The organism is Nocardia sp. NPDC019395, assembly GCF_040632335.1.
Classification (GTDB): domain Bacteria; phylum Actinomycetota; class Actinomycetes; order Mycobacteriales; family Mycobacteriaceae; genus Nocardia.
On sequence record NZ_JBEYBT010000001.1, the window covers coordinates 472,807 to 495,227 of the forward strand.

General features: G+C 68.1%; 11 protein-coding genes. 5 read left to right on the forward strand and 6 right to left on the reverse strand.

Annotated features, from left to right (window positions below):
- Positions 1-238 precede the first annotated feature (238 nt).
- The 3 genes from ABZ827_RS02185 (at position 239) to ABZ827_RS02195 (ending at position 15,727) form a co-directional block, all read left to right on the forward strand.
- Positions 239-13,753 (forward strand): amino acid adenylation domain-containing protein, encoded by a 13,515-nt coding sequence (locus tag ABZ827_RS02185; protein WP_357231564.1) that lies wholly within the window; start codon positions 239-241, stop codon positions 13,751-13,753.
- Positions 13,754-13,832: 79 nt separating this feature from the next.
- Positions 13,833-14,822, forward strand: a complete 990-nt coding sequence (locus ABZ827_RS02190) for an ATP-binding cassette domain-containing protein (protein WP_357231567.1) — start codon at positions 13,833-13,835, stop codon at positions 14,820-14,822.
- A 122-nt stretch (positions 14,823-14,944) separates the two neighbouring features.
- A complete protein-coding gene (locus ABZ827_RS02195) occupies positions 14,945-15,727 on the forward strand; it encodes an ABC transporter permease (RefSeq protein WP_357234385.1) in 783 nt (260 codons plus the stop codon).
- A 103-nt stretch (positions 15,728-15,830) separates the two neighbouring features.
- Here the strand turns inward: ABZ827_RS02195 and ABZ827_RS02200 are convergent, their stop codons facing one another.
- Positions 15,831-16,166 (reverse strand): RNA polymerase-binding protein RbpA, encoded by a 336-nt coding sequence (locus ABZ827_RS02200; RefSeq protein WP_357231570.1) that lies wholly within the window; start codon positions 16,164-16,166, stop codon positions 15,831-15,833.
- A 424-nt stretch (positions 16,167-16,590) separates the two neighbouring features.
- Between ABZ827_RS02200 and ABZ827_RS02205 the strand changes: the two genes are divergently transcribed.
- Positions 16,591-16,914, forward strand: a complete 324-nt coding sequence (locus ABZ827_RS02205; protein ID WP_357231573.1) for a hypothetical protein — start codon at positions 16,591-16,593, stop codon at positions 16,912-16,914.
- Here ABZ827_RS02205 and ABZ827_RS02210 read toward each other — a convergent pair.
- Both ABZ827_RS02210 and ABZ827_RS02215 read right to left on the reverse strand, forming a co-directional pair.
- Entirely contained in the window at positions 16,865-17,992 is a 1,128-nt protein-coding gene (locus ABZ827_RS02210; RefSeq protein ID WP_357231576.1) for a hypothetical protein, read from the reverse strand. The genes ABZ827_RS02205 and ABZ827_RS02210 overlap by 50 nt on opposite strands.
- A 108-nt stretch (positions 17,993-18,100) precedes the next feature.
- Complete coding sequence (locus tag ABZ827_RS02215) at positions 18,101-18,799, reverse strand: M23 family metallopeptidase (protein WP_357231579.1); 699 nt, start codon at positions 18,797-18,799, stop codon at positions 18,101-18,103.
- Positions 18,800-18,984: 185 nt separating this feature from the next.
- Here ABZ827_RS02215 and ABZ827_RS02220 point away from each other — a divergent pair, with 185 nt between their 5' ends.
- On the forward strand, positions 18,985-19,302 hold the full coding sequence (locus tag ABZ827_RS02220; protein ID WP_357231582.1) for a metalloregulator ArsR/SmtB family transcription factor: 318 nt from the start codon (positions 18,985-18,987) through the stop codon (positions 19,300-19,302).
- A 21-nt stretch (positions 19,303-19,323) separates the two neighbouring features.
- On the opposite strand, the gene ABZ827_RS02225 is transcribed toward ABZ827_RS02220, so the two are convergent.
- From ABZ827_RS02225 to ABZ827_RS02235, 3 genes are all read right to left on the reverse strand, one after another.
- A complete protein-coding gene (locus ABZ827_RS02225) occupies positions 19,324-20,025 on the reverse strand; it encodes a glycosyltransferase family 9 protein (RefSeq protein WP_357231585.1) in 702 nt (233 codons plus the stop codon).
- Positions 20,000-20,299, reverse strand: coding sequence for a hypothetical protein (locus ABZ827_RS02230; protein ID WP_357231588.1), 300 nt, complete (start codon positions 20,297-20,299; stop codon positions 20,000-20,002). The genes ABZ827_RS02225 and ABZ827_RS02230 overlap by 26 nt, the downstream gene beginning before the upstream one ends.
- Positions 20,300-20,661: 362 nt before the next feature.
- Positions 20,662-22,347 (reverse strand): hypothetical protein, encoded by a 1,686-nt coding sequence (locus tag ABZ827_RS02235; RefSeq protein ID WP_357231591.1) that lies wholly within the window; start codon positions 22,345-22,347, stop codon positions 20,662-20,664.
- Between the last annotated feature and the right edge of the window lie 74 nt (positions 22,348-22,421).

The following is a 22,421-nucleotide window of genomic DNA, read 5'->3' on the forward strand; positions in this document are numbered from 1 at the left end:
CAGCGCCCGGGCTGCCGGGCATGAAGTGAGGCAGTATTCCGCCTCGAAGTGTATGAGTGTGCCGGGTTTCGGACATCGTGGTCCGAAAGTTTTTCCGGCACCAGATAACCATTCGGTTTCGAATGCCAATCCATTCATGGTGATGCTCCGAATAACCAGTCGTGAATCACACCCCACGACCGGTATCGGTCGGCCGTGGGCTGTTCGGGGAGTGTCTAGCTGTAGAACGGAGTGATTGATGAGATCGTCGGCCACCGGGGTCGAGAGCGGTTCGTCGGCAGAGATTTCGGCCGAAGCCTTTCCGCTTACACCGGCGCAGACCGCGATGTGGTACGCCCAGCGGATTCAGCCGGAAATTCCTCTCATCATCGCCGAGTACGTGGAGTTCCACGGTGATCTGGACTCGGGTCTGCTGCTGTACGCGATCGAACGCTTCGGTGTCGAGACGGAGGTGGGGCTGCAGCGCATTGTGCAGATAGACGGAGTTCCCCACCAGGTAGTCGATCCCACCCAGCGTCCGGGCTGGGCCCGGCTGGATCTGCGCCACGAGGCCGATCCACATGCCGCGGCACTGCGCTGGATGCACGAAGACGCCCGGACACCGACCGATTTCGACCACGATCCGCTGGTCTTCAACGCTGTACTGCGCACGGGCGAGCGCGATTACATCTGGTACTCGAGGGTCCACCACATCGTTATCGACGGCTATGCCGCGATGAACGGACTGGTCCGCACAGCCGAGATCTACACCGCCTACGTCGAGGAACGGGAACCCTCGGTATCGCGCGCCACACCGCTGGCCGAGTTGTACGCGGGCGAGACCGAATACCGGAATTCGGCACGCTGCGCGGGAGATCGTACGTACTGGCGCGAAATCCTCGACGGTGTCGGAGAGGTTGTCAGCCTGTCCTCGGTGGCCAACGTGCCGACCACGGCGGTCGCGGGTCGCCGGCTGTCGACCGCCACCCTGAGCGATGCCACCGAGGCCGCCGTCGCCGCGGCCGCGGGACAATCGGACACGTCGAATCCGGTGCTCTTCGCCGCGGCCATGGCTTGTTACGTCCGGTCGATGACCGGGGAGAACGATGTCGTACTGAGCCTGCCGGTATCCGCGCGTACCACGGTCTCGCTGCGCCGATCCGCGGGCGTGGTGTCGAATGTGGTGCCACTGCGGATCCGGTTCGACGCCGGAACCACCATCGACGACGTCGTGAGTGCCGTCTCCCGCCAGATCACCGGTGCGCTGCGGCATCAGCGCTACCGTCACGACGATATTCGCCGCGACTGCGGATACGACCGGGACACCCGCGGCTTCTTCGGCCCGATGATCAACATCATGCTGTTCAACCGGCCGCTGCGGTTCGCCGGCCTCGACGTATCCGTCCATGTCCTGGCCACCGGCCCCGTCGAAGATCTCTCGGTGAATCTCTACAACGGTGACGGCGACGGCGGCCGGAACCACCTGGATTTCGAGGCCAACCCGCAGCTCTACAGCGAGAACGAGCTCCGGATACACCACCGGCGCTTCCTGGATTTCCTGGACCGTTTCCTGACCACCGATGCCGACACCCTCGTCCGGGATGTGCCCACACTGACCGAGGCCGAACACCGCCAGGTCCTGCACACCTGGAACGACACCGCCACCGCGGTCGAATCCGGCACACTGGCAAGTATTTTCGCCGACCGGGCGCAACAGTGCCCCGATGCGGTGGCACTGAGCTACGAAGGTGCGACGCTGACGTACCGGGAACTCGATGCCCGCGCCAACCAGCTGGCCCGTCTGCTGATCGCCGAAGGCGCCGGCCCGGAGCGGGTGGTGGCGCTGTGCCTGCGCCGCAGCCTCGACCTGGTGGTCGCGATCTATGCCGTGATCAAAACCGGTGCCGCCTATCTCCCACTGGATCCGGACCACCCGGTGCGGCGGTTGGAGCAGATCGTCGGCCGGGTCGGGCCCGTCGCGCTTCTGGTCGCCGCGCGAGACGAACTCGAACTGCCGGGTAATGCCGCGGCCCTGGCCGTCGATACGGTGGAGCTGTCCGCCCTGGACCCGGCGCCGGTCACCGATACCGACCGGATCGCCCCGCTGCGTGCCGACCATCTCGCCTATCTGCTGTTCACCTCGGGTTCGACCGGAACACCGAAGGGCGTCGGTGTCACCCACCGGGCGATCGTGAACCGGTTGCGCTGGATGCAGCACGAATACCGGCTCGACCACACCGATACGGTGTTGCAGAAGACCCCGGCGACCTTCGACGTCTCGGTCTGGGAGTTCTTCTGGCCCTTGCAGACCGGGGCGCGGCTGCTGGTGGCGCGTCCGGAAGGCCATCGTGATCCGGCCTACCTCGCCCGGCTCATCCGGGAGGAAGGCGTCACCACCGCGCATTTCGTTCCGTCCATGCTCTCGGTGTTCGTCACCGATACCGAAGTGGGCGATTGTGTTTCGCTGCGCCGGGTCTTCTGCAGTGGTGAGGCGCTGCCGCCCGCGACTGTCCGTGCTTTCCGCACCGCACTGCCGGCCCCGCAACTGCACAACCTGTACGGGCCCACCGAGGCCGCGGTGGATGTGACCTATTGGGAGTGCCCGCCGGATCCGGCCACCGTACCGATCGGCGCACCGGTCTGGAATACCCGGACATACGTTCTGGACGACGCGCTGCGACCGGTGCCGCCCGGCGCGGTAGGCGAACTGTATCTGTCGGGTGTGCAGCTGGCCCGCGGCTATTTCGGACAGGCGCCGCTGACCGCCGAACGGTTCGTCGCCGACCCGTTCACCCCCGGGATGCGGATGTATCGCACGGGCGATCTGGCCCGCTGGCAGATCGACGGCGGCACCGCCCGGCAGGGCGTCCTGGAATATCTCGGACGCACCGATTTCCAGGTGAAGATCCGCGGTCTGCGGATCGAGCTCGGCGAGATCGAGTCGGCGATGCTGGCGGACGAGCGGATCGCCCGGGCGGTCTGTATCGCCCACGCCACCCCCGCGGGTGATCAGCTCGCTGCCTATGTGGTCGTTCGCGGTGAGGCCGGACTCGATACGGTGGAGTTGCGGGCCCGGCTGGCGCGTTCGCTGCCGGGATATATGGTTCCCGCCACGGTCACCGTGCTGCCGGAACTACCACTGAACAGCAACGGCAAAATCGATCGGGCCGCCTTGCCCGCTCCCGTCCCCACCGGTGACCGGGGGCGGACGGCGCCGCGCACCGAGGTCGAAGAGGTGCTGGCCGCGATCTTCGCCGAACTACTCGGTGTGCCCGAGGTCGGTATCGAGGACGGGTTCTTCGAACTGGGCGGCAATTCGCTGGTCGCGGCCCGTGCCGTCGCGCGGATCAATACCGCGCTCGGCACTGCCCTGACGATTCGCGATCTGTTCGAGGCCGGCAGTATCGCCGCGCTCACCGCACGATTCACCGTGCACGAACCGGATCTCACCTCCCCGCAATTGGTTCCGGTCGCGCGGCCCGAGCGGATCCCGCTCTCTCCCGCACAGCAGCGCCTGTGGATCCTGAACCGGTTCGCCGAACACGCCGCCGCCTACAATATGCCGCTGGCCGTGCAGGTGGACGGCAACCTGGATATCGGCGCACTGCGGGCCGGGCTGCGTGATGTGCTGGAGCGGCACGAAAGCCTGCGCACAACGTTCCCGGATCTCGGGGCGGGCCCGCAGCAACTCGTGCATCCGGTGGCCGAGGTTCCCGTATCGCTCGACCCGGTGCGGGTACCCGCCGCCGAGGTCGCCGGGCAGGCCGCCGAATTCGTATCCCGGCCGTTCGATCTGCGGACCGAATTCCCGTTCCGGATCGCGCTGTACGCCACCGATACCGACTCCCATGTCCTGGTTCTGGTGCTGCACCATATCTGCGGTGACGGATGGTCGGTGGCGCCGCTGGTCCGCGACCTGACCGACGCGGTGACCGCGCGCACGGCGGGCCGGGCGCCCGAGTGGACACCGCTGCCGGTGCAGTACGCCGATTTCGCCCTCTGGCAGCGTGAGCTGCTCGGCGAGGAATCCGATCCGGCGAGCGCGCTCAGCCGCCAGATCACCCATTGGCGGGCCGAACTCGCCGGCCTGCCCGATCAGCTCGACCTCCCGCTCGATCGGCCGCGCCCCGCACAGCGCTCCACACAGGGCGGGCGATACACCTTCACCATCCCGGCCGATACCCGCCGCGCCGCGGCCGAACTGGCGGCGTCCCGCGGCGCGAGCATGTTCATGGTGGTACACGCCGCGCTGGCGACGCTGCTGTCCCGGATCTGCGGTAGCACCGATATCGTGATCGGCACCCCGATCGCGGGTCGTACCGATCCCGCGCTGGACGAGCTGGTCGGGATGTTCGTCAACACATTGGTCCTGCGCACCGAGGTGGATCCCACCGCCGATTTCGACCGGATGCTCGATATCGTCCGGGAAACCGACCTCAACGCCTTCGCCAATGCCGATGTACCGTTCGAACGGCTCGTCGAGGTGGTGAACCCGGAACGCTCCGGTGCGCGCCATCCGCTGTTCCAGGTGATGCTGACCTACGACAACGCCGGTGAACTGGAACTGGATCTGCCGGGAGTGCGGACCGAGGTTCTCGCGCTGGACGCCGATATCGCGAAATTCGATCTCCAGCTCGAGGTGCACGATGACAACTCCGGTGGTGAACTGCATGCCGAGTTCGGCTATGCCACCGATGTTTTCGATGAGCGCACGATTGTGGCGGTGGCGCGCCGGTTCGTCACGGTGCTGGATGCCGCGGTAGGGGCTCCGCGCCGGCCGGTCGGCGATATCGAGGTCCTGGAGCGGCGCGAATACGCGAATCTGGTGCCCCTGGCCGGGGGGCCCGCGGAACCGCCGGTCTCCCTGTCCGAACTCCTCGGCCGGTCCGCGGTGCGCGATCCGGACGGTATCGCGGTGCGCTACCGCGGGCGCGATACCAGCTACCGGGAACTGGACGAGCGGGCGAACCGGCTGGCGCGGTTGCTGATCGAGCGGGGCGCCGGTCCGGAAACGGTGGTCGCGCTCGCCTTGCCGCGCGGTCTGGACATGATCACCGCGATCTGGGCGGTGGCCAAGTCCGGTGCGGCCTACCTCCCGGTCGATCCCGGGTACCCCGGGGATCGAATCGCGCATATGCTCACCGATTCCGGTGCGCGGCTCGGGATCACCGGTCCGGATCAGCTCGCGGTGGTGGCCGAACGCCCGAGCGCCGTCCGGACCTGGCTCGTCCTGGGTGATCCGGGATTCGAAACGGCCTGCGCGGCAGCATCGTCCGCGCCCGTCACCGACGCCGACCGGATCCGGACGCTGCATACCACCCACCCCGCCTACCTCATCTATACCTCCGGCTCCACCGGCACTCCGAAGGCCGTTGTCGTCACCCATGCCGGGCTGGCCTCGTTCGCCGCCGAACAGCGTTACCTGTTCGGCGTAACTCCGGCCGCGCGTACGCTGCATTTCTCGTCGCCGAGTTTCGACGCCTCGGTACTCGAATTGCTGCTGGGCTTCGCCTGCGGCGCGACAGTGGTCATCGCGCCGCCGGAGATCTACGGCGGCAGCGAACTCGCCACCTTCCTGCGTGTCGAACGCGTCAGCCATGCGTTCATCACCCCGGCGGCGCTCGCCACTGTCGATCCGGCCGGCCTGGACCGGTTGCACACGGTTATGGTCGGCGGCGAGGCCTGCGGACCCGATCTGGTGGCGACCTGGGCGGACCGCTACCGCATGCACAATATGTACGGCCCGTCCGAGGCCACCGTGGCCGCCACCATGTCCGGGCCGATGCGTGCCGGTCGTGCGGTACCGCTCGGCCATCCGGTACGCGGTATGCGACTGTTCGTTCTGGACTCGCGGTTGCGTCCCGTACCTCCCGGTACTCCCGGCGAGCTGTACCTGTCGGGGCCGGGGCTGGCCCGGGGGTATCACGGGCGGCACGCACTGACCGCCGCCCGGTTCTCCGCCAACCCCTACGGCCGGCGCGGGGAGCGGATGTACCGCACCGGCGATCTGGTCGTGGCCGACCGGGCGGGCCGGCTGCGGTTCCTGGGCCGAGCCGACGATCAGGTGAAACTGCGCGGGTTCCGGATCGAACTGTCCGAGATCGACCATGTGCTGCGGACGCACCCCGGGGTCCGGCGGGCGCTGACGGTCGTGCACACCGACGCGCAGGCCCGGCAGCGCCTGGCCGCCTATATCGTCGGCGATTCCGCCCTCGACCCGGCCGCGGTGCGGGCCACGGTCCGCGGCCGGCTGCCCGGCTATATGGTTCCCGACGCCATCACCGTTCTGCCGGAATTTCCGACGGCCCCCTCGGGAAAGCTCGACCGCAAGGCGCTCCCGGAACCCGAATTCGTCAGCGCGACAGCCACCTCCCGCCCACCGGCGACCGATACCGAACGGCGGGTGGCGGAGGTATTCGCCGAGGTGCTGGGACGCGACGTCATCGGGGCCGAGGACGGATTCTTCGACCTCGGTGGTAATTCCCTGCTCGCGACCCGCCTGGTCGGCGGACTGTACGACCGCTTCGGTGTGGACCTCCCGGTCCGGATCGTCTTCGAGGCTCCGACCGTGGCCGCCCTGGCCGAGCAGGTGGTTCGGACCCCGGCGTCGGCCCGGGTCGCACTGGCCGCCTACGATCCGCGGCCGGAGCGCCTCCCGCTGTCGCTGCCGCAGCAGCGCCTGTGGTTCCTGAACAGGTTCGCGCCGGAATCCAGCGCCTACAACATCGCCTTCGTTCTCGATATCGACGGTGTCCTGGACGTCCCCGCGTTGCGCGCCGCGCTGGGCGATATCGTCGAACGGCACGAGGTCCTGCGCACCGTTTATCCCGATGACGGTGATGGTGCCCAGCAGCGGATCCTGCCCGCGGTGTGGGCCCTGCCCGCCCTGGAACTCCGCGAAACCGACCCCGCCGGCGCCGATGCCGTACTGCACGAAATGGCAACCACCGGTTACGATCTCACCACCGGAACCCCGTTGCGGGCCGCCCTGCTGGGTATCGGCGCGAACCGGTACCGGCTCGGTGTGGTGGTACACCACATCGCCGCGGACGGCTGGTCGATGGCCCCCCTCATCCGCGATCTCGCCCTCGCCTACCAGGCCCGGTGCGCGGGCGGCGCTCCCGAGTGGACCCCGCTCACGGTGCAGTACGCCGATTTCGGGCTGTGGCAGCGCGAGCATCTCGGTGCCGGTACCGATCCGGACAGTCTCACCTCCCGGCAACTCGGCTACTGGCGCGATCAGCTCGCCGGGCTGCCCGAGGAACTGCCGCTGCCCTACGACCGGCCCCGGCCGGCGACGCCGCACCAGACCGCGGGCACCGTTCGCCGCAGTATTCCGGTGCCGGTGCGGCAGGCGCTCGCGGAACTGGCCCGCGCCCAGGGGGTGAGCCCGTTCATGCTGCTGCGGTCGGCGCTGGCGGTGCTGTTGCGCGCGGTCACCGGCGGCCGCGATATCGCGATCGGCACACCGGTCGCCGGGCGGTCCGATCGCCGGCTCGACGATTTGGTCGGCATGTTCGTCAACACTCTGGTGCTGCGTTCCGATGTCGACCCGGCTCGGGCGTTCACCGAGCTCCTGCGGGCCGATCGCGATACCGAACTCGCCGCCCTCGCCCATGCCGATATCCCGTTCGAACAGGTCGTCTCGGCCCTGGGGAACGATCCGCGTGCCACCGGCCGGCATCCGCTGTTCCAGGTGGCGCTCACCGTGCAGGACACACCGGTGCCGGCATTGGAACTGCCGGGGCTCACGGTGGAGGCGGCCGCGCTGGATATCGCCCGCGCGAAGTTCGACCTCGAGTTGCGCGCCGGCGATCTCGGCGACGGTGACCTCGAGTTCGTCTATGCCGACGAATTGTTCGACGGCGCGACGGTGCAGACTCTGGCCGACCGGTTCCTGCGGGTACTCGCCACAGTCGCCGCGCATCCGGGCGTACCGGTCGGCGATATCGATACGCGCACCGAGACCGAGCGACGCACCCTGAGTCCCGCACGCGGTCCGGCGCCAGGGATCCCCCGGACCCTGGCCGGACTGTTCGCCGCCACCGTGCTCGCGCACGGCCCCCGTCCGGCACTGTTTTCCGAGGACAGCACACTCACCTACGCGGAACTGGACCGCCGGGCCAACCGGCTGGCACGCGCGCTGATCCAGCGTGGCCTGGGCACGGGAGACCGGGTCGCGCTCGGGCTGACGCGATCCGCGCATTCGGTGACAGCGATGCTGGCGATCGCGAAATCGGGCGCTGCGTTCGTTCCGGTGGACCCGAACTATCCCGTCGAACGGGTGGCTCATATGCTCACCGATTCCGGCTGCCGGGTCGGGATCAGCCGTACCGGGCATGCGGAGGCACTGCGCGCCGCCGGTGGCGACCATATCGACTGGCTGCTGCTCGACACTCCCGCCGGGCGGCGCGAAACCGGGCTTTCGGCCGAACCGGTCACCGACGCCGACCGGGTGCGGCCGCTGCGGATCACCGATCCGGCGTATCTGATCTACACCTCCGGGTCCACGGGTAAACCCAAGGGGGTGACCGCGACCCACGGGGCGGTCGCCGATCTCGCCGACGAGTTCCGTGATCGGCTGGCCGTCAACCCGGGCGCGCGCACGCTGCATTTCTCGTCGCCGAGTTTCGACGCGGCGGTACTGGACCTGCTGCTCGCGGTAGGTGCCGGCGCGGCCATGGTGATCGTGCCACCCGAGGTGTACGGCGGGGACGAACTGGCCGAGCTCATGACCCGCGCCGAAGTCACGCACACCTTCATCACCCCGGCTGCCCTTGCCACCATCGACCCGGCCCGCTGGCCGTTGCCCCGGCTGCGCGGCCTGATGGTCGGCGGTGAACATCTCGGTCCGGAATTGGTCGCGCGGTGGGCGCCCGGCCGGCGGATGTTCAATGCCTACGGCCCCACCGAGACCACTGTGGTCGTCTCGGTGACACCGGTGGCCGTGGACCGTCCCGCCGGGCTGGGCTCCTTGATCCGCGGAGTCCGGGCCGTGGTTCTCGACGAACGCCTGCGGCCGGTACCCACCGGCGTCCCCGGCGAGCTCTACCTCGGCGGGCCCGGACTGGCGCGGGGCTATCACGAACGTTTCGGGCTCACCGCGGCCCGCTTCGTCGCCGACCCGTACGGCCCCGCCGGTGCCCGGATGTACCGCACGGGCGATGTGGTCCGCTGGACCGTGGATGGTGATCTGCGGTATCTGGGTCGCAGTGACAACCAGGTGAAGATGCGTGGGTTCCGGATCGAACTCGGCGAGATCACCGGGGCGCTGGCCGCCCATCCGGCCGTACATTTCGCCCACACCGAGGTGCGTCCGCTCGCCGGGATGGACCGGCTGATCGCCTATGTGCATCCCGCCGATCCGGACCGCCGGCCCGAACCAGAGGAGTTGCGTGAGCATCTGGCACAGCGACTTCCCCGGCATATGGTGCCGACATCGTTCACTGTGCTGGACGAGATTCCGCTGACCCCGGTCGGGAAGCTCGATATCGCCGCCCTACCCGAACCACAGGCGCCGGCGCCGGGCTCGCCGGGACGCGCGCCACATACCGCCACCGAACGCCTGGTCGCCCAGGTGATGGGTGAGCTGGTGGATGCCTCGGTCACCGATACGGGCGACAGTTTCTTCGATATCGGCGGGAATTCCCTGCTGGCGACCCAGCTGGTCGGGCGTCTGGAAGCGGCCACCGGAGTCCGCCTGGCGGTGCGCACGGTGTTCGCGGCCCCGACTGTCGCCGAGCTGGCGGCCCGCCTCGACGGCGAGAACGCCGGGGATATCGGGCCCGCCCTGGTGCGCCGGGAGCGGCCGGCGCGGATTCCGCTGTCACCGGCCCAGCACCGGCTGTGGTTCCTCAACCGGTTCGGCGGTGGCGACCCGGCCTCGACCCCGGGCGCCTACAACGTTCCCGTGGTGCTGCGGTTGCGCGGCCCGCTGGATCGTGACGCGCTGGCGACCGCGCTGCATACGGTGCAGCAACAGCACGAAACCCTGCGCACGGTGTTCCCGGAGGTCGACGGGGAGCCGGTCCAGATGGTGCGTCCGCTCGCCGACGCGGCGGTCGTCCTGCACGCCCCGGCGGCGGAAACCGGCGATCCGCATGCCGCCATCGGCGGTTTCATCGCACCCGGTTTCGATCTGGCCACCGAAATACCATTGCGTGCAGGGGTTTTCGAAGTCGGACCAGATGATCACGTTCTGGTGCTGGTCGTTCATCACATCGCGATGGACGGCTGGTCGCTGGAGCCGCTGGCCGCCGGTGTGGCCGCGGCCTATCGGGCGATACGGCTCGGCGCCGATCCGCGAACCGATACCGAGCAACTGCAGTACATCGACTACACCCTGTGGCAGCGGGAACTGCTCGGCGACGAGGACGATCCGCAGTCGATGATCCGCGGCAGGCTCGACTACTGGCGAAAAACCCTCGATGGGCTGCCCGAACTTCTCGCGGTCCCGGCCGACCGGCCCCGGCCGCCCGTTCCCTCCTACCGCGGCGGCACCGTGGAGGAACGGCTCGACGCCCGGGCCCATCGCGGCCTGCGGGAGCTGGCGGCCCGCCACAACGTCAGCGTGTTCATGGTGTTGCATACGGCGCTGGCGGTACTGCTGCACCGGCTGACCGGAGTGGACGATATCGCCGTCGGTACGCCGGTGGCGGGACGCGGTCACCCCGAACTCGACCGGATGATCGGTATGTTCGTCAATACTCTGGTCCTGCGGACCCCGGTCGACCCCGGCGACCGGTTCACCGAGCTTCTCGGCACCGTGCGGGATACCGATCTCGATGCGTTCGCGCATGCGGAACTGCCCTTCGAACGGCTCGTCGAAGTCCTCAACCCGGTGCGATCCCAATCGCACCACCCGCTGTTCCAGGTGATGCTCTCGGTCCGCGACGAACCCGTCCGGGCACTGGAACTGCCCGGATTGAGTATCGAGGCGATGGATATCGATACCGGTATCGCGAAATTCGATCTGCAGTTCACGCTGACCGAACACCGTGATGTGGACCGCGCGCCCGACGGGATCGCTGTCGCGGTGAACTACAGCGCCGATCTGTTCGACGCCCCGACCGCTGCGCGGCTGGGGCGGCGGCTGGTGCGGCTGCTCGGCGCGATCGCCGCCGACCCGGATGTGGTCGTCGGCGAGCTGGAGTTGCTGGAACCCGAGGAATGTTCGGCGCTGGCCCCGCTGCGCCGGGCCGATGCGGATACTCCGGCGACACTGCCCGAGGTCTTCGCCGCGGCGGCGTCGGCCGACCGGCGCGCGGTGGCCTTGGCCGGTGCGGGTGTCGAGATCACCTACGACGCGCTCGATCGCTGGAGCAACCGGCTGGCCCGGGTCCTCGTCGGCTACGGTGTGGGACCGGAAACTCTTGTAGCACTCGGTATTCCGCGAACTGTGGAATCGGTGGCGACGGTTCTCGCCGTCACCAAGACAGGTGCCGCCTTCGTCCCGGTCGATCCGGGCTATCCGGCCGCCCGGATCAGCCATATGCTCGCCGATTCCGGTGCCGCACTCGGGCTCACCCTCGCCGAATACCGGTCGCAGCTGGGAGGTGAGGTGAGCTGGCTGGCCCTCGACGATCCGGGAGTCCGGGAGGAGGTGCTGCACGCGTCGAGCGCCCCGCTCGCCGATGTGGATCGGAACGGGCCGCTGCGGATGGACAATCCGGCCTACGTCATCTACACCTCCGGATCCACCGGTACGCCGAAGGGCGTGGTCGTCACCCATCGCGGGCTGTCGAACTTCGCGGCGGAAACCGCGCACCGATTCGATGTCCGGCCCGGTAGCCGCATCCTGCATTTCGCGACGCCGAGTTTCGATGCCGCCATGCTGGATCTGCTGTTCGCCCTGGGCGGGGCCGCGACCCTGGTGCTCACACCGCCCGGTGTGGTCGGCGGGACGGAGCTGGCCAGGGTCTTGATCGCCGAACGGATCACCCACGCCTTCATCACTACGGCCGCGCTGGCCACAGTGGACCCGGCGGGTATCACCGATTTCCAGCATGTGCTGGTCGGTGGTGAAGCGCTGCCGGCGGAGGTGGTCGCGCGTTGGGCGCCGGGCCGCGATCTGCACAACGTCTACGGTCCCACCGAGACCACCATCGTCACGGTGATGTCGCCGCCCCTGGTACCGGGCGGCCCGATCCCGATCGGCGAACCGATCCGCGGGGTGGCCGCGGCGGTGCTCGATTCCCGGCTGCGGCCGGTGCCCCTCGGGGTCACCGGCGAGTTGTATCTGGCGGGTGGCGCGCTCGCCCGCGGCTACCACGATCGCCCCGGGCTCACCGCGCAGCGGTTCGTGGCCAATCCGTTCGGAAAGCCGGGCGAACGGATGTACCGCACCGGCGACTTGGTGCGGGTCCGCACCGGCACCGACGGCCGTCCCGGCGATATCGAGTACGTCGGCCGGACGGATCACCAGGTGAAGATCCGTGGATTCCGGATCGAACTCGGCGAAATCGACGCCGCGCTGAGCCGGCATCCGGCGGTGGAGTTCACCCACACCGCGGGGCATCACACTCCGGCGGGGGCCACCGCTCTGGTGTCGTATGTGAAGGCCGCCCCGGGCACCACCGCGGCCGAACTGACCGCGCACCTGTCCGAACTGGTCCCCAACTACATGGTCCCGCAGTCGATCATGCTGATCGACCGGCTGCCGCTCACCCCGGTGGGCAAACTCGACCGGGCTGCCCTGCCCGAGCCGGTTTTCGGCGCCGTCGAGGGGTACCGGGCACCGGCCGATCCGATCGAGGCGGCCTTGTGCGAGATATTCGCGGATGTGCTCGGGGTCGAACGGGTCGGCGCGGGCGACGGATTCTTCGAATTGGGCGGTAATTCCCTGCTCGCCACCAAGGTCGTCGCCCAGGCGCGCGAGGCCGGCCTCGAACTGCCGATGCAGTTGCTGTTCGGTGAGTCCACCCCGGCCGCGCTCGCCGCGCGACTCGGCGACGGCACCGCGGGCGACGCGATGGATCTCGCCCTCGCGCCGATACTGCCCCTGCGCCCGGCTACGGAATCGGGTCGAACCCCGCTGTTCTGTGTGCATCCGGCCATCGGCCTGTCCTGGTGCTATGCCGGGCTGCTCGCCGAACTCCCCGCCGATCAGCCGGTGTACGGGCTGCAGGCGCCGCAGGCGGCGGGTGAACCCGGTTTCGGGTCGATCGCCGAGGTCGCCGAGCATTATCTGAACCGGATCCGGGAGGTGCAGCCGCACGGTCCCTACCAATTGCTCGGTTGGTCCCTGGGCGGTCTGATCGCACACGAGATCGCCGTCCGGTTGCAGGCGGCCGGGGAGGAAGTCGGTTCGCTGACGCTGCTGGACAGCTACCGGCTCTCCGATGATCTGGCCGAGCATGCGATGCCGTCGGTGGCCGAGATCCTCGGCGAATTCGGTGGTGAACTCGTCGTCGACGGTGCCGAACCGACCCTTGCCGAGGCCGCCGAAATCCTGCGGTCCCGGCCGGGACCGTTCGCGGCGCTCACCCTCGAACATCTGGAACGGCTGTACGCCGGCTATGCCGACGGCACAGTTCAGGCCAACGGATTCCGGCCCGGTGTTTTCGACGGCGATCTCCTGTTCTTCGCTGCCGCCACCGATCCGGTGAACCGCGCCGCGCCCGACCGGCGCCCCGACGCGTGGCAGCAGTACGTCACCGGCAAGGTGATCGCCCACGACGTGGAATGCACGCACGCGGAGATGACCACGGCGCAATCCCTCGCGGTGATCGGACCTGTGCTGCGCGAACAACTCCATGCGGGGCCGCGCCCATGACTCGGCGCGGAGAGCGCGTATTCCTCCGCGCGCCCAGAGCGCGACCCCAGCCCGGTATCGAAACGAAGGAGAACGCTCAGTGAAGCCCGCGGTGCAGATCACCGGCCTGGTGAAGAATTACGGCCGGATCTGTGTATTGGATGATGTGGATCTCGAAATACCCGCCGGCACCGTGATGGGTCTACTCGGACCCAACGGTGCCGGTAAGACCACCACCGTTCGTATCGTGACGACCCTGTTGCGTCCCAACGCCGGAACGGTGCACGTCGCCGGGGTCGATGTGCTGCACGATCCGGCGGCTGCCCGGCGCCTGATCGGGCTCTCCGGCCAGTACGCGGCGGTGGACGCCAATCTCACCGGCTACGAGAACCTGCGCATGGTCGCGCGTCTGTACGGCATGCCCCGGGACAGTGCCGCCGAGCGGGCGCGCGAACTCCTGCGCGATTTCGGGCTCGAGGACGCGGCCGACCGCCGGGCCGGCACATATTCGGGTGGTATGACCCGGCGCCTCGACCTGGCCGGCGCGCTGATCGCCCGCCCCCCGGTGGTGGTGCTCGACGAACCGACCACCGGCCTGGACCCGCGGGCCCGGACCGATATGTGGGGGGTTATCGGTGATCTCGTGCGCGACGGCACCACGGTGTTGCTGACCACCCAGTATCTCGAGGAAGCCGACCGGCTCGCCGACCAGATCACGGTGATCGACAAAGGCCGGGTCATCGCGCGTGGTTCGTCCGACGAACTCAAATCCTCGATCGGCGGGGACCGGCTCACCGTCACTCTGGATGCCGGACAGGATCCGGCGCCCGCTCTGCGGGTGCTCGCCGATGTCGGCCTCGGCGAACCCGCGCACGAGGCGAGTGTCCACGAGGTGTCGGTGGTGGTCGGGGACGGCTCCCGCACGATGGTCGAAGCATTGCGCCGGCTCGACGACGCGGATGTACAGGCCGTCGATGCCCGGGTACACCGCCCGAGCCTGGACGACGTTTTCCTTTCTCTCACCGGTACTCCGGCACTGCCGGATACCGAATCGGAAACCAGCGATGTACCTGAGGAGATCATGTCGTGAGCACCGCAGAAGTCGCGGTCGAAGAACCCGAAACCACCGATCGGACCGAGGAGGAAGCCGCGGATACGGACCACGCGCCCGCTTCGCACCGGGTGCCGAAATCTACCGAGCCCCGGCTGCGGATCTTTCGTGACAGCGCGATCGTGGCGCACCGCAACCTGCTCACCATCATGCGGGTGCCCACACTGCTGGTCACCGCCACGGTGCAGCCGTTGATGTTCGTCTTCCTGTTCGCCTATGTCTTCGGTGCCTCGCTCGGCGGCGGCGAATACCGGGAGTTCCTGATCGCCGGGATCATGGCGCAGACCGTCGCATTCAGTGCCGCGTTCACCACGGTCGGCCTGGCCGGCGATCTGGAGAAGGGCATTATCGACCGGATGCGCGCACTGCCCATGTCACGGCTGGCGGTGCTGATGGGGCGCACACTGTCCGATCTGGTGGTGAGCATGATCAGCCTGCTGGTGATGACCGTCTGCGGGTACATCGTCGGCTGGAGTATCGAAGGCGGCGTGGCCGATGCCCTGCTGGCCTATGGAGTGATCCTGCTGTTCGCATTCGCCATGTCGTGGGTCGGCGCGCTCACCGGCCTGCTCGCGCCGAACGTCGAGGTCGCCCAGAGTGCCGGGCTGATCTGGCTGTTCCCGCTGTCGTTCATCTCCTCGGCGTTCATATCGGCGCAGACCCTGCCGGGACCGCTGCGCACCATCGCCGAATGGAATCCGATCACCGCTGTCGCCGCGACCGGCCGGAAACTTTTCGACAACAGCGCGCCACCCTCGTTCGCGGCGCCGACAGGCTGGCCGGCCGAACACTGTGTCGAATACGCCATCATCTGCTCGGTGGTGATCCTGTTGATCGCCATGCCGCTGGCGCTGCTGCGGTATCGCCGCGTCGCCAGCCGCTGAATCCGGCGAAAACGACAAAGGCCGTACCCGCCGGATCATCCGGCGGGTACGGCCTTGTCAGCCGGTGCCCGGGGTGTCCCGAGCTGTGACCAGGAGCTGTGATTCAGCCCCGGCGGCGGGTCTTGAGCAGTTCCAGCCGCTCCTTGAGTAGTTCCTCGAGCTCCTCTTTACTGCGCCGTTCCAGCAGCATGTCCCAATGCGTGCGCGGCGGCTTCACCTTCTTCGCCTCCACGGTGCTGCCTTCGAGCAGCACACCCTCCTGGCCGTTCCGGCACAGCCAGGTCGGCGGGATCTCGGCCTCGTCGGCGAACGGGACATCGAACTCTTCACCATTATCGGTCCGGTACCGGGCGATCCGGCGCGGAGCCAGATCATGGTCGCGGTCGGTTTCGTAGCTCACCGCTCCGAGCCGGCTGCCCCGGAGTACGCGATCTGCCATCTGTACAGGTCCTCTCTGTGTTGTCGGCGCGTTACCGCGCGCGGGTCCGTGGGTTCCCGGCTGTTCGGCCCCGGATCACCGGATCGGATACGCCGGGAGGCGTATCCGCTGCGGTGCACCGGAACCCGAGCCGGAGCGGACCGGTGGGTTGACCCCGTGCTTCTCTATCGCCAACCTCGTGGGTTCGCGTTTCGCCGGCTGTTGCCTTCCGCCGACCGTTCGGGTCACGTGTGCAAGCCGTTCCCGGTGACACGAATCCGCATTCGTGCCGGTCCCGGCCGCGCGCCCTGTTTCTTGTCAACGTTCGCGAGGGTCGATCCGTTCCCAGTTCGGGAGAGCCTTGTAATTGTACGGCGTCGCCCGCCGGGCGCTGCGCGGTGTGCGGTGTGTGCTGCTGCGAGAGGGCCTATTAGGGTGTCGGGTCATGTCGCGCCGGTTGCAGTCCTGTCTGTGGTGTGGTCGGGAAATCGTTGATACGGAAGCGGGGCGGCGGCGCCGGTACTGCCGGCAGTCCTGCCGCCAGCGTGCCTATGAGCATCGCAACAATGTGAAGGGCACTGGAATCCCCGCCGATTCGGTGGTGCTGAGTGCCGCCGAGGCCGCGTCTCTCGCGGACCGCTGGTTCGCCGCGCGCTGCGCCGCCGAAGATGTGGCGACGGCTGTCGACGAAGGTGCCGACGGCGCCGAGCTCGCGCGCCTCAGCGCAGTTCTGGTCGAACTCGCCCGGGACGCGGAACGGTTTCGGTGAGCGGTGCCGGACGATCCGGCACCACGAGCTGCGCCGGGCCATTTTTCATCGGCTCGGATCGCGCCGTCCGTGTAGCCCACAGGGTGGCCGCGACACAGCCTGTGACCAGCACGATCAGCGTGAGCAGCGCGAGCATCGTGGCGGTATCGGGATATATGAGTGGCTGTCCGCGCATCGCCTGCCAGAAGGTGATCGCCTGGAGCCCGCCCCAGCCGAGTATCGTCGCCCCGATCAGCCGGCTCCGCGTGCGCGGCGGGCGCAGCCGCGGGTAGCGTGTCGCGGCCCAGGCCAGCAGTACGACGGCCGTCAGGAGGATCTGGATTCCGTGCAACCCCACGAAATGCGGGATCCGCAGATCCCCGCCGAGAGTGCTCCAGTGGGTGATCGGCATACCGGCGACCGCGTCGGGTGCCGCCACGGCCTGCCGGGTGTCCGCGTCGACGACGGTGTGCCCGGCGGCCAACTCCACCAGCCGGCCGTCCGCAGTGCGGGTGAGCTGGGTGCCGGTGAAGCCCATGAGGTACCCGAGTGCCATCGAGACGACGGCGAGTATCAGCCCGCCGCGAATTGCCCACACAGTCGGCCGATCCGCGCCCGGGCGTATCGAAACGATTACGGCGATCAACAGATTCGCAACGAACAGGCCGGGCACACCCGAAGCGAATACCATCTGCCCGATTTCGTTCACCGTGTCTGTCTCGGTGTTGAAATGGCTGAAGGTTCCCCGTGCGGCCTGCAGCACCACGAATCCCACGTCCACGATTCCGGTGACAGCGAAAACCAGTCCGAGCCACCAGGTGAAGCGCCGGCCCGGATGGGGTAGCGACAGTAGCCACGCCAGGGTGAGCGAATACAGGAAGAAGGCCAGCCCGAACTTCGCCGGTTTGAGCCATACCGATTCGCCGAGTAGTTGCCGGTGGTCGAAAACCATGGCGACCAGGCCGAAAAGCACCAGACCGGCCATTGCCGCGGAACAGAGCAGCAATGGCCGGTGCAGGCTTCCGATCACCCGACGAAGATCGGAGACTGTGGGGCGGCCGGGATGTTCCGGCACACCGGGAAGGAAGATTTCGGGCATGGACCGACGGTAGGAACGGGAACCCGTTCGAGGCGTCCCGCTCCGGACCGGGGTACCTGCGGTACCCCGGTACCGTCACCGGCCGTCGGGATGGGCCGTGGGTAGGGTCTAGCCGGGGAAGTTGTTCACATCCATACCGCGCGCGGCGAACCACGGCGCCGGGTCGATTTTGCCGAGGCCGGGATCGTGGACCTCGTAGTGCAGGTGCGGTCCGGTGGACTGGCCGCGGGCGCCGACCGTCGCGATCACATCACCGGCGCGGACCGGCTGTCCGACCTGCGCCAGGATGTCCTGCATATGGCCGTACACGCCGACGGTGCCGTCGTCCTGCTGGACGCGGACCCACAGGCCGAATCCGGTGGCCGGACCGGCCTCGATCACCACGCCGTCGGTCACCGATTTGATCGGTGCGCCCATCTGGCCGGCGAAGTCGATCCCGTTGTGGGCCGTACCCCAGCGCGCGCCGAAACCTGAGCTCACGACGGCGTCGACGGGGCGTACGGTGGTGGGCCGGGGCGGCTCGGGGAACGGGAACGCGACAGGTTCCGCGGTAGGCGCGTTCGGCGCCGCGGCCGCGGGGGCAGGAGCGGGTGCCTGCTGTTCGCCGGGCACCTGGGCAGCCGGTTGCGCGGACGAGGTCGCGGCTACGGGGTTGATCTTTTCGTTATCGGAATCGGCTCCTGCGGCGAAGAGGCCGAATCCGGCGCAGAGCGCGGTCGTGGTGGCGACAACCTGCGTCGTTACGCGACGACGGCCGATCGACGGCACCGTGAGCTTGCGGAAAGGTAACGGAAGGGTCACGGGCATGCTTAACAAGCTAGGGGACCGTAACGCACTCGCAGCAATCCTGTGGTTACCGTCACGGGGGTCCAAAAGCCCAGGTCGCTTATTACCGAACGGTAACGAAATCGGAAGTTCCGGGGTTCTAGCTGCACAAATGAGACATTTGCCAGGGTTTGACCGGGTGTCGTCCCAATGGAGACACTGTATGAGTGGTCGCTAACAGAGCTGCGCCGCTGATCGCCCTGGCCGACCCCACCCGGCGGGCGATTTTCGAAGCGTTGCCGTCCGGGCCGCGATCAGTGGGGGAGTTGGCGAAACGGGTGGGGATCAGCAGTTCGGCCGTATCGCAGCATCTGCGAGTGCTCCGGGAAGCGCGTCTGGTGATGGTGCGCGCGGTAGGCAACCGGCGGCTCTACTCGCTGGACCCCCGCGGTCTCGGCGACGCCCGTGACTACCTGGAACAGTTCTGGCCGAGCGCCCTCGCCGCCTATAACGCCGCGCTGACCGATGCCCGTCGCCGCGAATGAGCCGGCTCGGCCATCCGCGGATCAGCCCACGCGGCGGTACGCCGAACTGGTGACCCCGGCCTCGCCCCGCCGTTTACCCAACTGCCGGTCCAGCGCCGCGACCACCTCGGTGGCGCCGATCTGCAGCAGACCGGGATCGGGCGTGGCGGCCTCGCGGTCGCCGGTGCGGCCCGCCCACAGGACCTCGTGCCGGTTGAGCAGATGCCCGGGCGGTCCGCCCTCCGCCGGCGAGGTAGGGCCGAACAGTTGCACCGTGCGGGTACCGAAAGCGGTCGCGAGATGGGCGACACCGGTGTCTCCGCACAGCACCACCGACGCTTCGGCGACGGTGGCCGACAGTTCGATGAGATTCTGGTTTCCGGCCAGCACCCGGTGACTCCCCAGCCCGGCCCGGGCCGCGATACCGAGAGCGCGCTCGCGATCGCCGTCGTCACCGGTGAGCACCACCTCGTGACCCAGCACCAGTAGATGCCGGATAACCGCCGCGAACCGGTCGGCGGGCCAGCGGCGCGCGGCAGCGCCCGCGCCGACGTGCACGACCACGGATTCGCGGTGGCTGGTGGTGGCCACGGGCGGGACCAGGCCGAGGTTCCGCCGATCCGCCCCGATCCCGTCGAATTCCAGTAGATGACACCAGCGGTCGATCGGATGCCGGTCCTCGTGCCAATCCGGTCCGGGGATTTCCGGGAACGCCGGATTACGGTAGGTGAGGATCCGCTGCACCCGTCTTGGTGAGTTCTACGATCGGCGTGGCCTCGGCGCCGTGCAGATTGACGGCGAGCTTCGGCGGCGGCCCGTCCCAGCGCAGCCCCTGCGGGTCGGCAATGGGGATCATCTCGTCCACCAGCGCGATCACATCGACGATGGGCCGCAGCCGATGCGGGGTGGCGAGCACGAGGTGATCGTTTCGCCGGGCCCGTCGCAGGGCACGCAACGCCGGAACAGCGGTGAGCAGCTCACCGAGACCGCGTGCCTGAAGCACGAGAACTACCGACACCCAACTCTCCTAGCCACCTGTTACCCGTCCTGCCGCCCCCTCCCCGCACACGACCCGGAGGGCCCGACTACGACGAGAGCATTCCTTTGGATGACTACCCGTGGGCTTCGTGGGCAAACGTTGGCCGATCGCGGGCTGGATCACACCGTGCGATTCACATGTTGCAGGTGTGAGCTGTCGTGTCGGATCGGAACGGAGCCGGGTTCGCTGCCGGTCGGTGGTGCGAATCCGGAGGGTGTCGTTGCCCGGTTTGTCCGGTAATGTCTGCGATGCCCGCAGGGAAGACCGGCGCGATTCCGGTACTTCACCGATGAGCGTGACTCGTTCTGCGCCGGGTGCTGCGGACCTCTCCGGCGCCGCGTTCAGTTCCGGCCGGCGGTGATGTAGTAGTACATCGGGTCGACCATCTCGAGCAGTTGCGCGACCTCGGCATCGGTGAATCTGCTCCGGCGGCTGATGATGATGAGCACGAGATCGTTGATCGCTTTGGCGATACTGTCGAATTCGCTGTCGGCCGGGCACGGGGTGCCGGTGGTTTGCGGGCCGGGTACCGACGGGATCGATCGTCGCAGTTCCGCGCCGGCCCGAGCGGCCCGGTGACGCAGGATTCCGGCGGACCCGCGCGGACTGGTCACGCCGGCGGCATGGTCGTAGAACTGAACGGCGGCCTGAATCAGACTGGCCGGCTTCGGGTGGACGATCGAGCTGTGCGCCGCCTCGCCGCTCGCATCGTGCGGTCCACTGTCCGGCAGCGCGAGAGACCGCGCTTTCGCGGTGAGGTACTGCGCGACCAGAATATCGCGCAGGGGCCCGAATTCCGCGGTACGGAGCAGGTCGACGGCGGCCTTCCGGTAGCTCGCAACGTCCGCGGCGATCCCGGTCGCGTCGGCCGCACGGTCGGTCCGGCGAGCGAATTCACGGAGGCGCAGGAGCGCGCGGGCATTGCCGGCGTGTCGCCGGCGTTCACCGGTCGACGCCGGGAAACAGGCAATCAGGCCCTGGGCCAGGGTGGTGGCACTCTCGCCGAACAGGGCGGCGAACAGGTGGCCGTGCTCGGAGTCGCCGGCGTAGGCCATATCGATACGGCAGAGCCCGGCGATGATCTCGGCGAGTTCGTCGGCCTGTACGCGATCCGGGGCTTCCCGGGTGCGTGGGGAATCCGTACCACCCAGTGCCGGTAGCGCCGTGGCGATATCGTGCAAGGACTGCATTTCACGCTCCGGATCTTCCTCGGTGAGGGCACGGGCGTGGTCGATTCGGAAACGGGCCAGCAGGCTGTGGAGGTCCCAGCCGAGAGCATCGGCGAACGCGAGTTCCCTTTCCTTGATCGAGCGGATCCGGCTGAGACCGGTGGGCTCGTAATCCGGTTTTCGCGAGAGCACCGCTTCGGCCGTGGCTGCCGCGCGGGCACAGCGGATCCCCACCATGCAGTCGAGGCGCGAGCCGAGATCGACCAGCCGCATTCCGCGTTGCGCCCAGTCTCGGGCGGCGGCCACCCGGGCTCGATCACCACGCCGACGGTCTCGCAGTCCGCGATCGGCGAGTTCGGCTGCCCAGTAGAGCATATCGGCGCGTTCGTCACGGGAGGCCGCTCGGTCGAACTGTTCCTCCAGCTGACCGAGGTCGTAGTGCCGGCCGGCGAAACGTGCTTCGAGTCGTTTCGTATCCACGCTGTCCCGTGGGCTCCGGGGCGTTCCGGAGCCCGCGGCCAAGGCGACGATCTGCTCCGGGACCGGTCTGTTCGCGGCGGTCATGGTGTCGATCACCGCGGCCGCGAGCGTTTCGACGGTCTTGAAATGCTTCCACATGGTGGCCTTCGGAATCGGGCCCTCGCTGCCGTCGCGCCGGATATATCCGCGTGCGTGCGCGCAGATATCGGCTGTCGTCATATGCGTGAGCGCGTCCTCGGTACCCGTCTCGGCAATCCGGGCTGTCATCAGTTGCTCGGCGGCCGCTACGATCATCGCTTTCGTCCGTTCTTCGAGCGCACGGCCACTTCGCTGCTGATAGCTCGATTCCGGTGCGCGATGTATTGCAGTAGACGACATGCCCGGGAGTCTATTGCGGTGCACATCGTTGTGTACTCGTCTCTTCGAGCTAATGTCGCTTCGATACAGCGAAA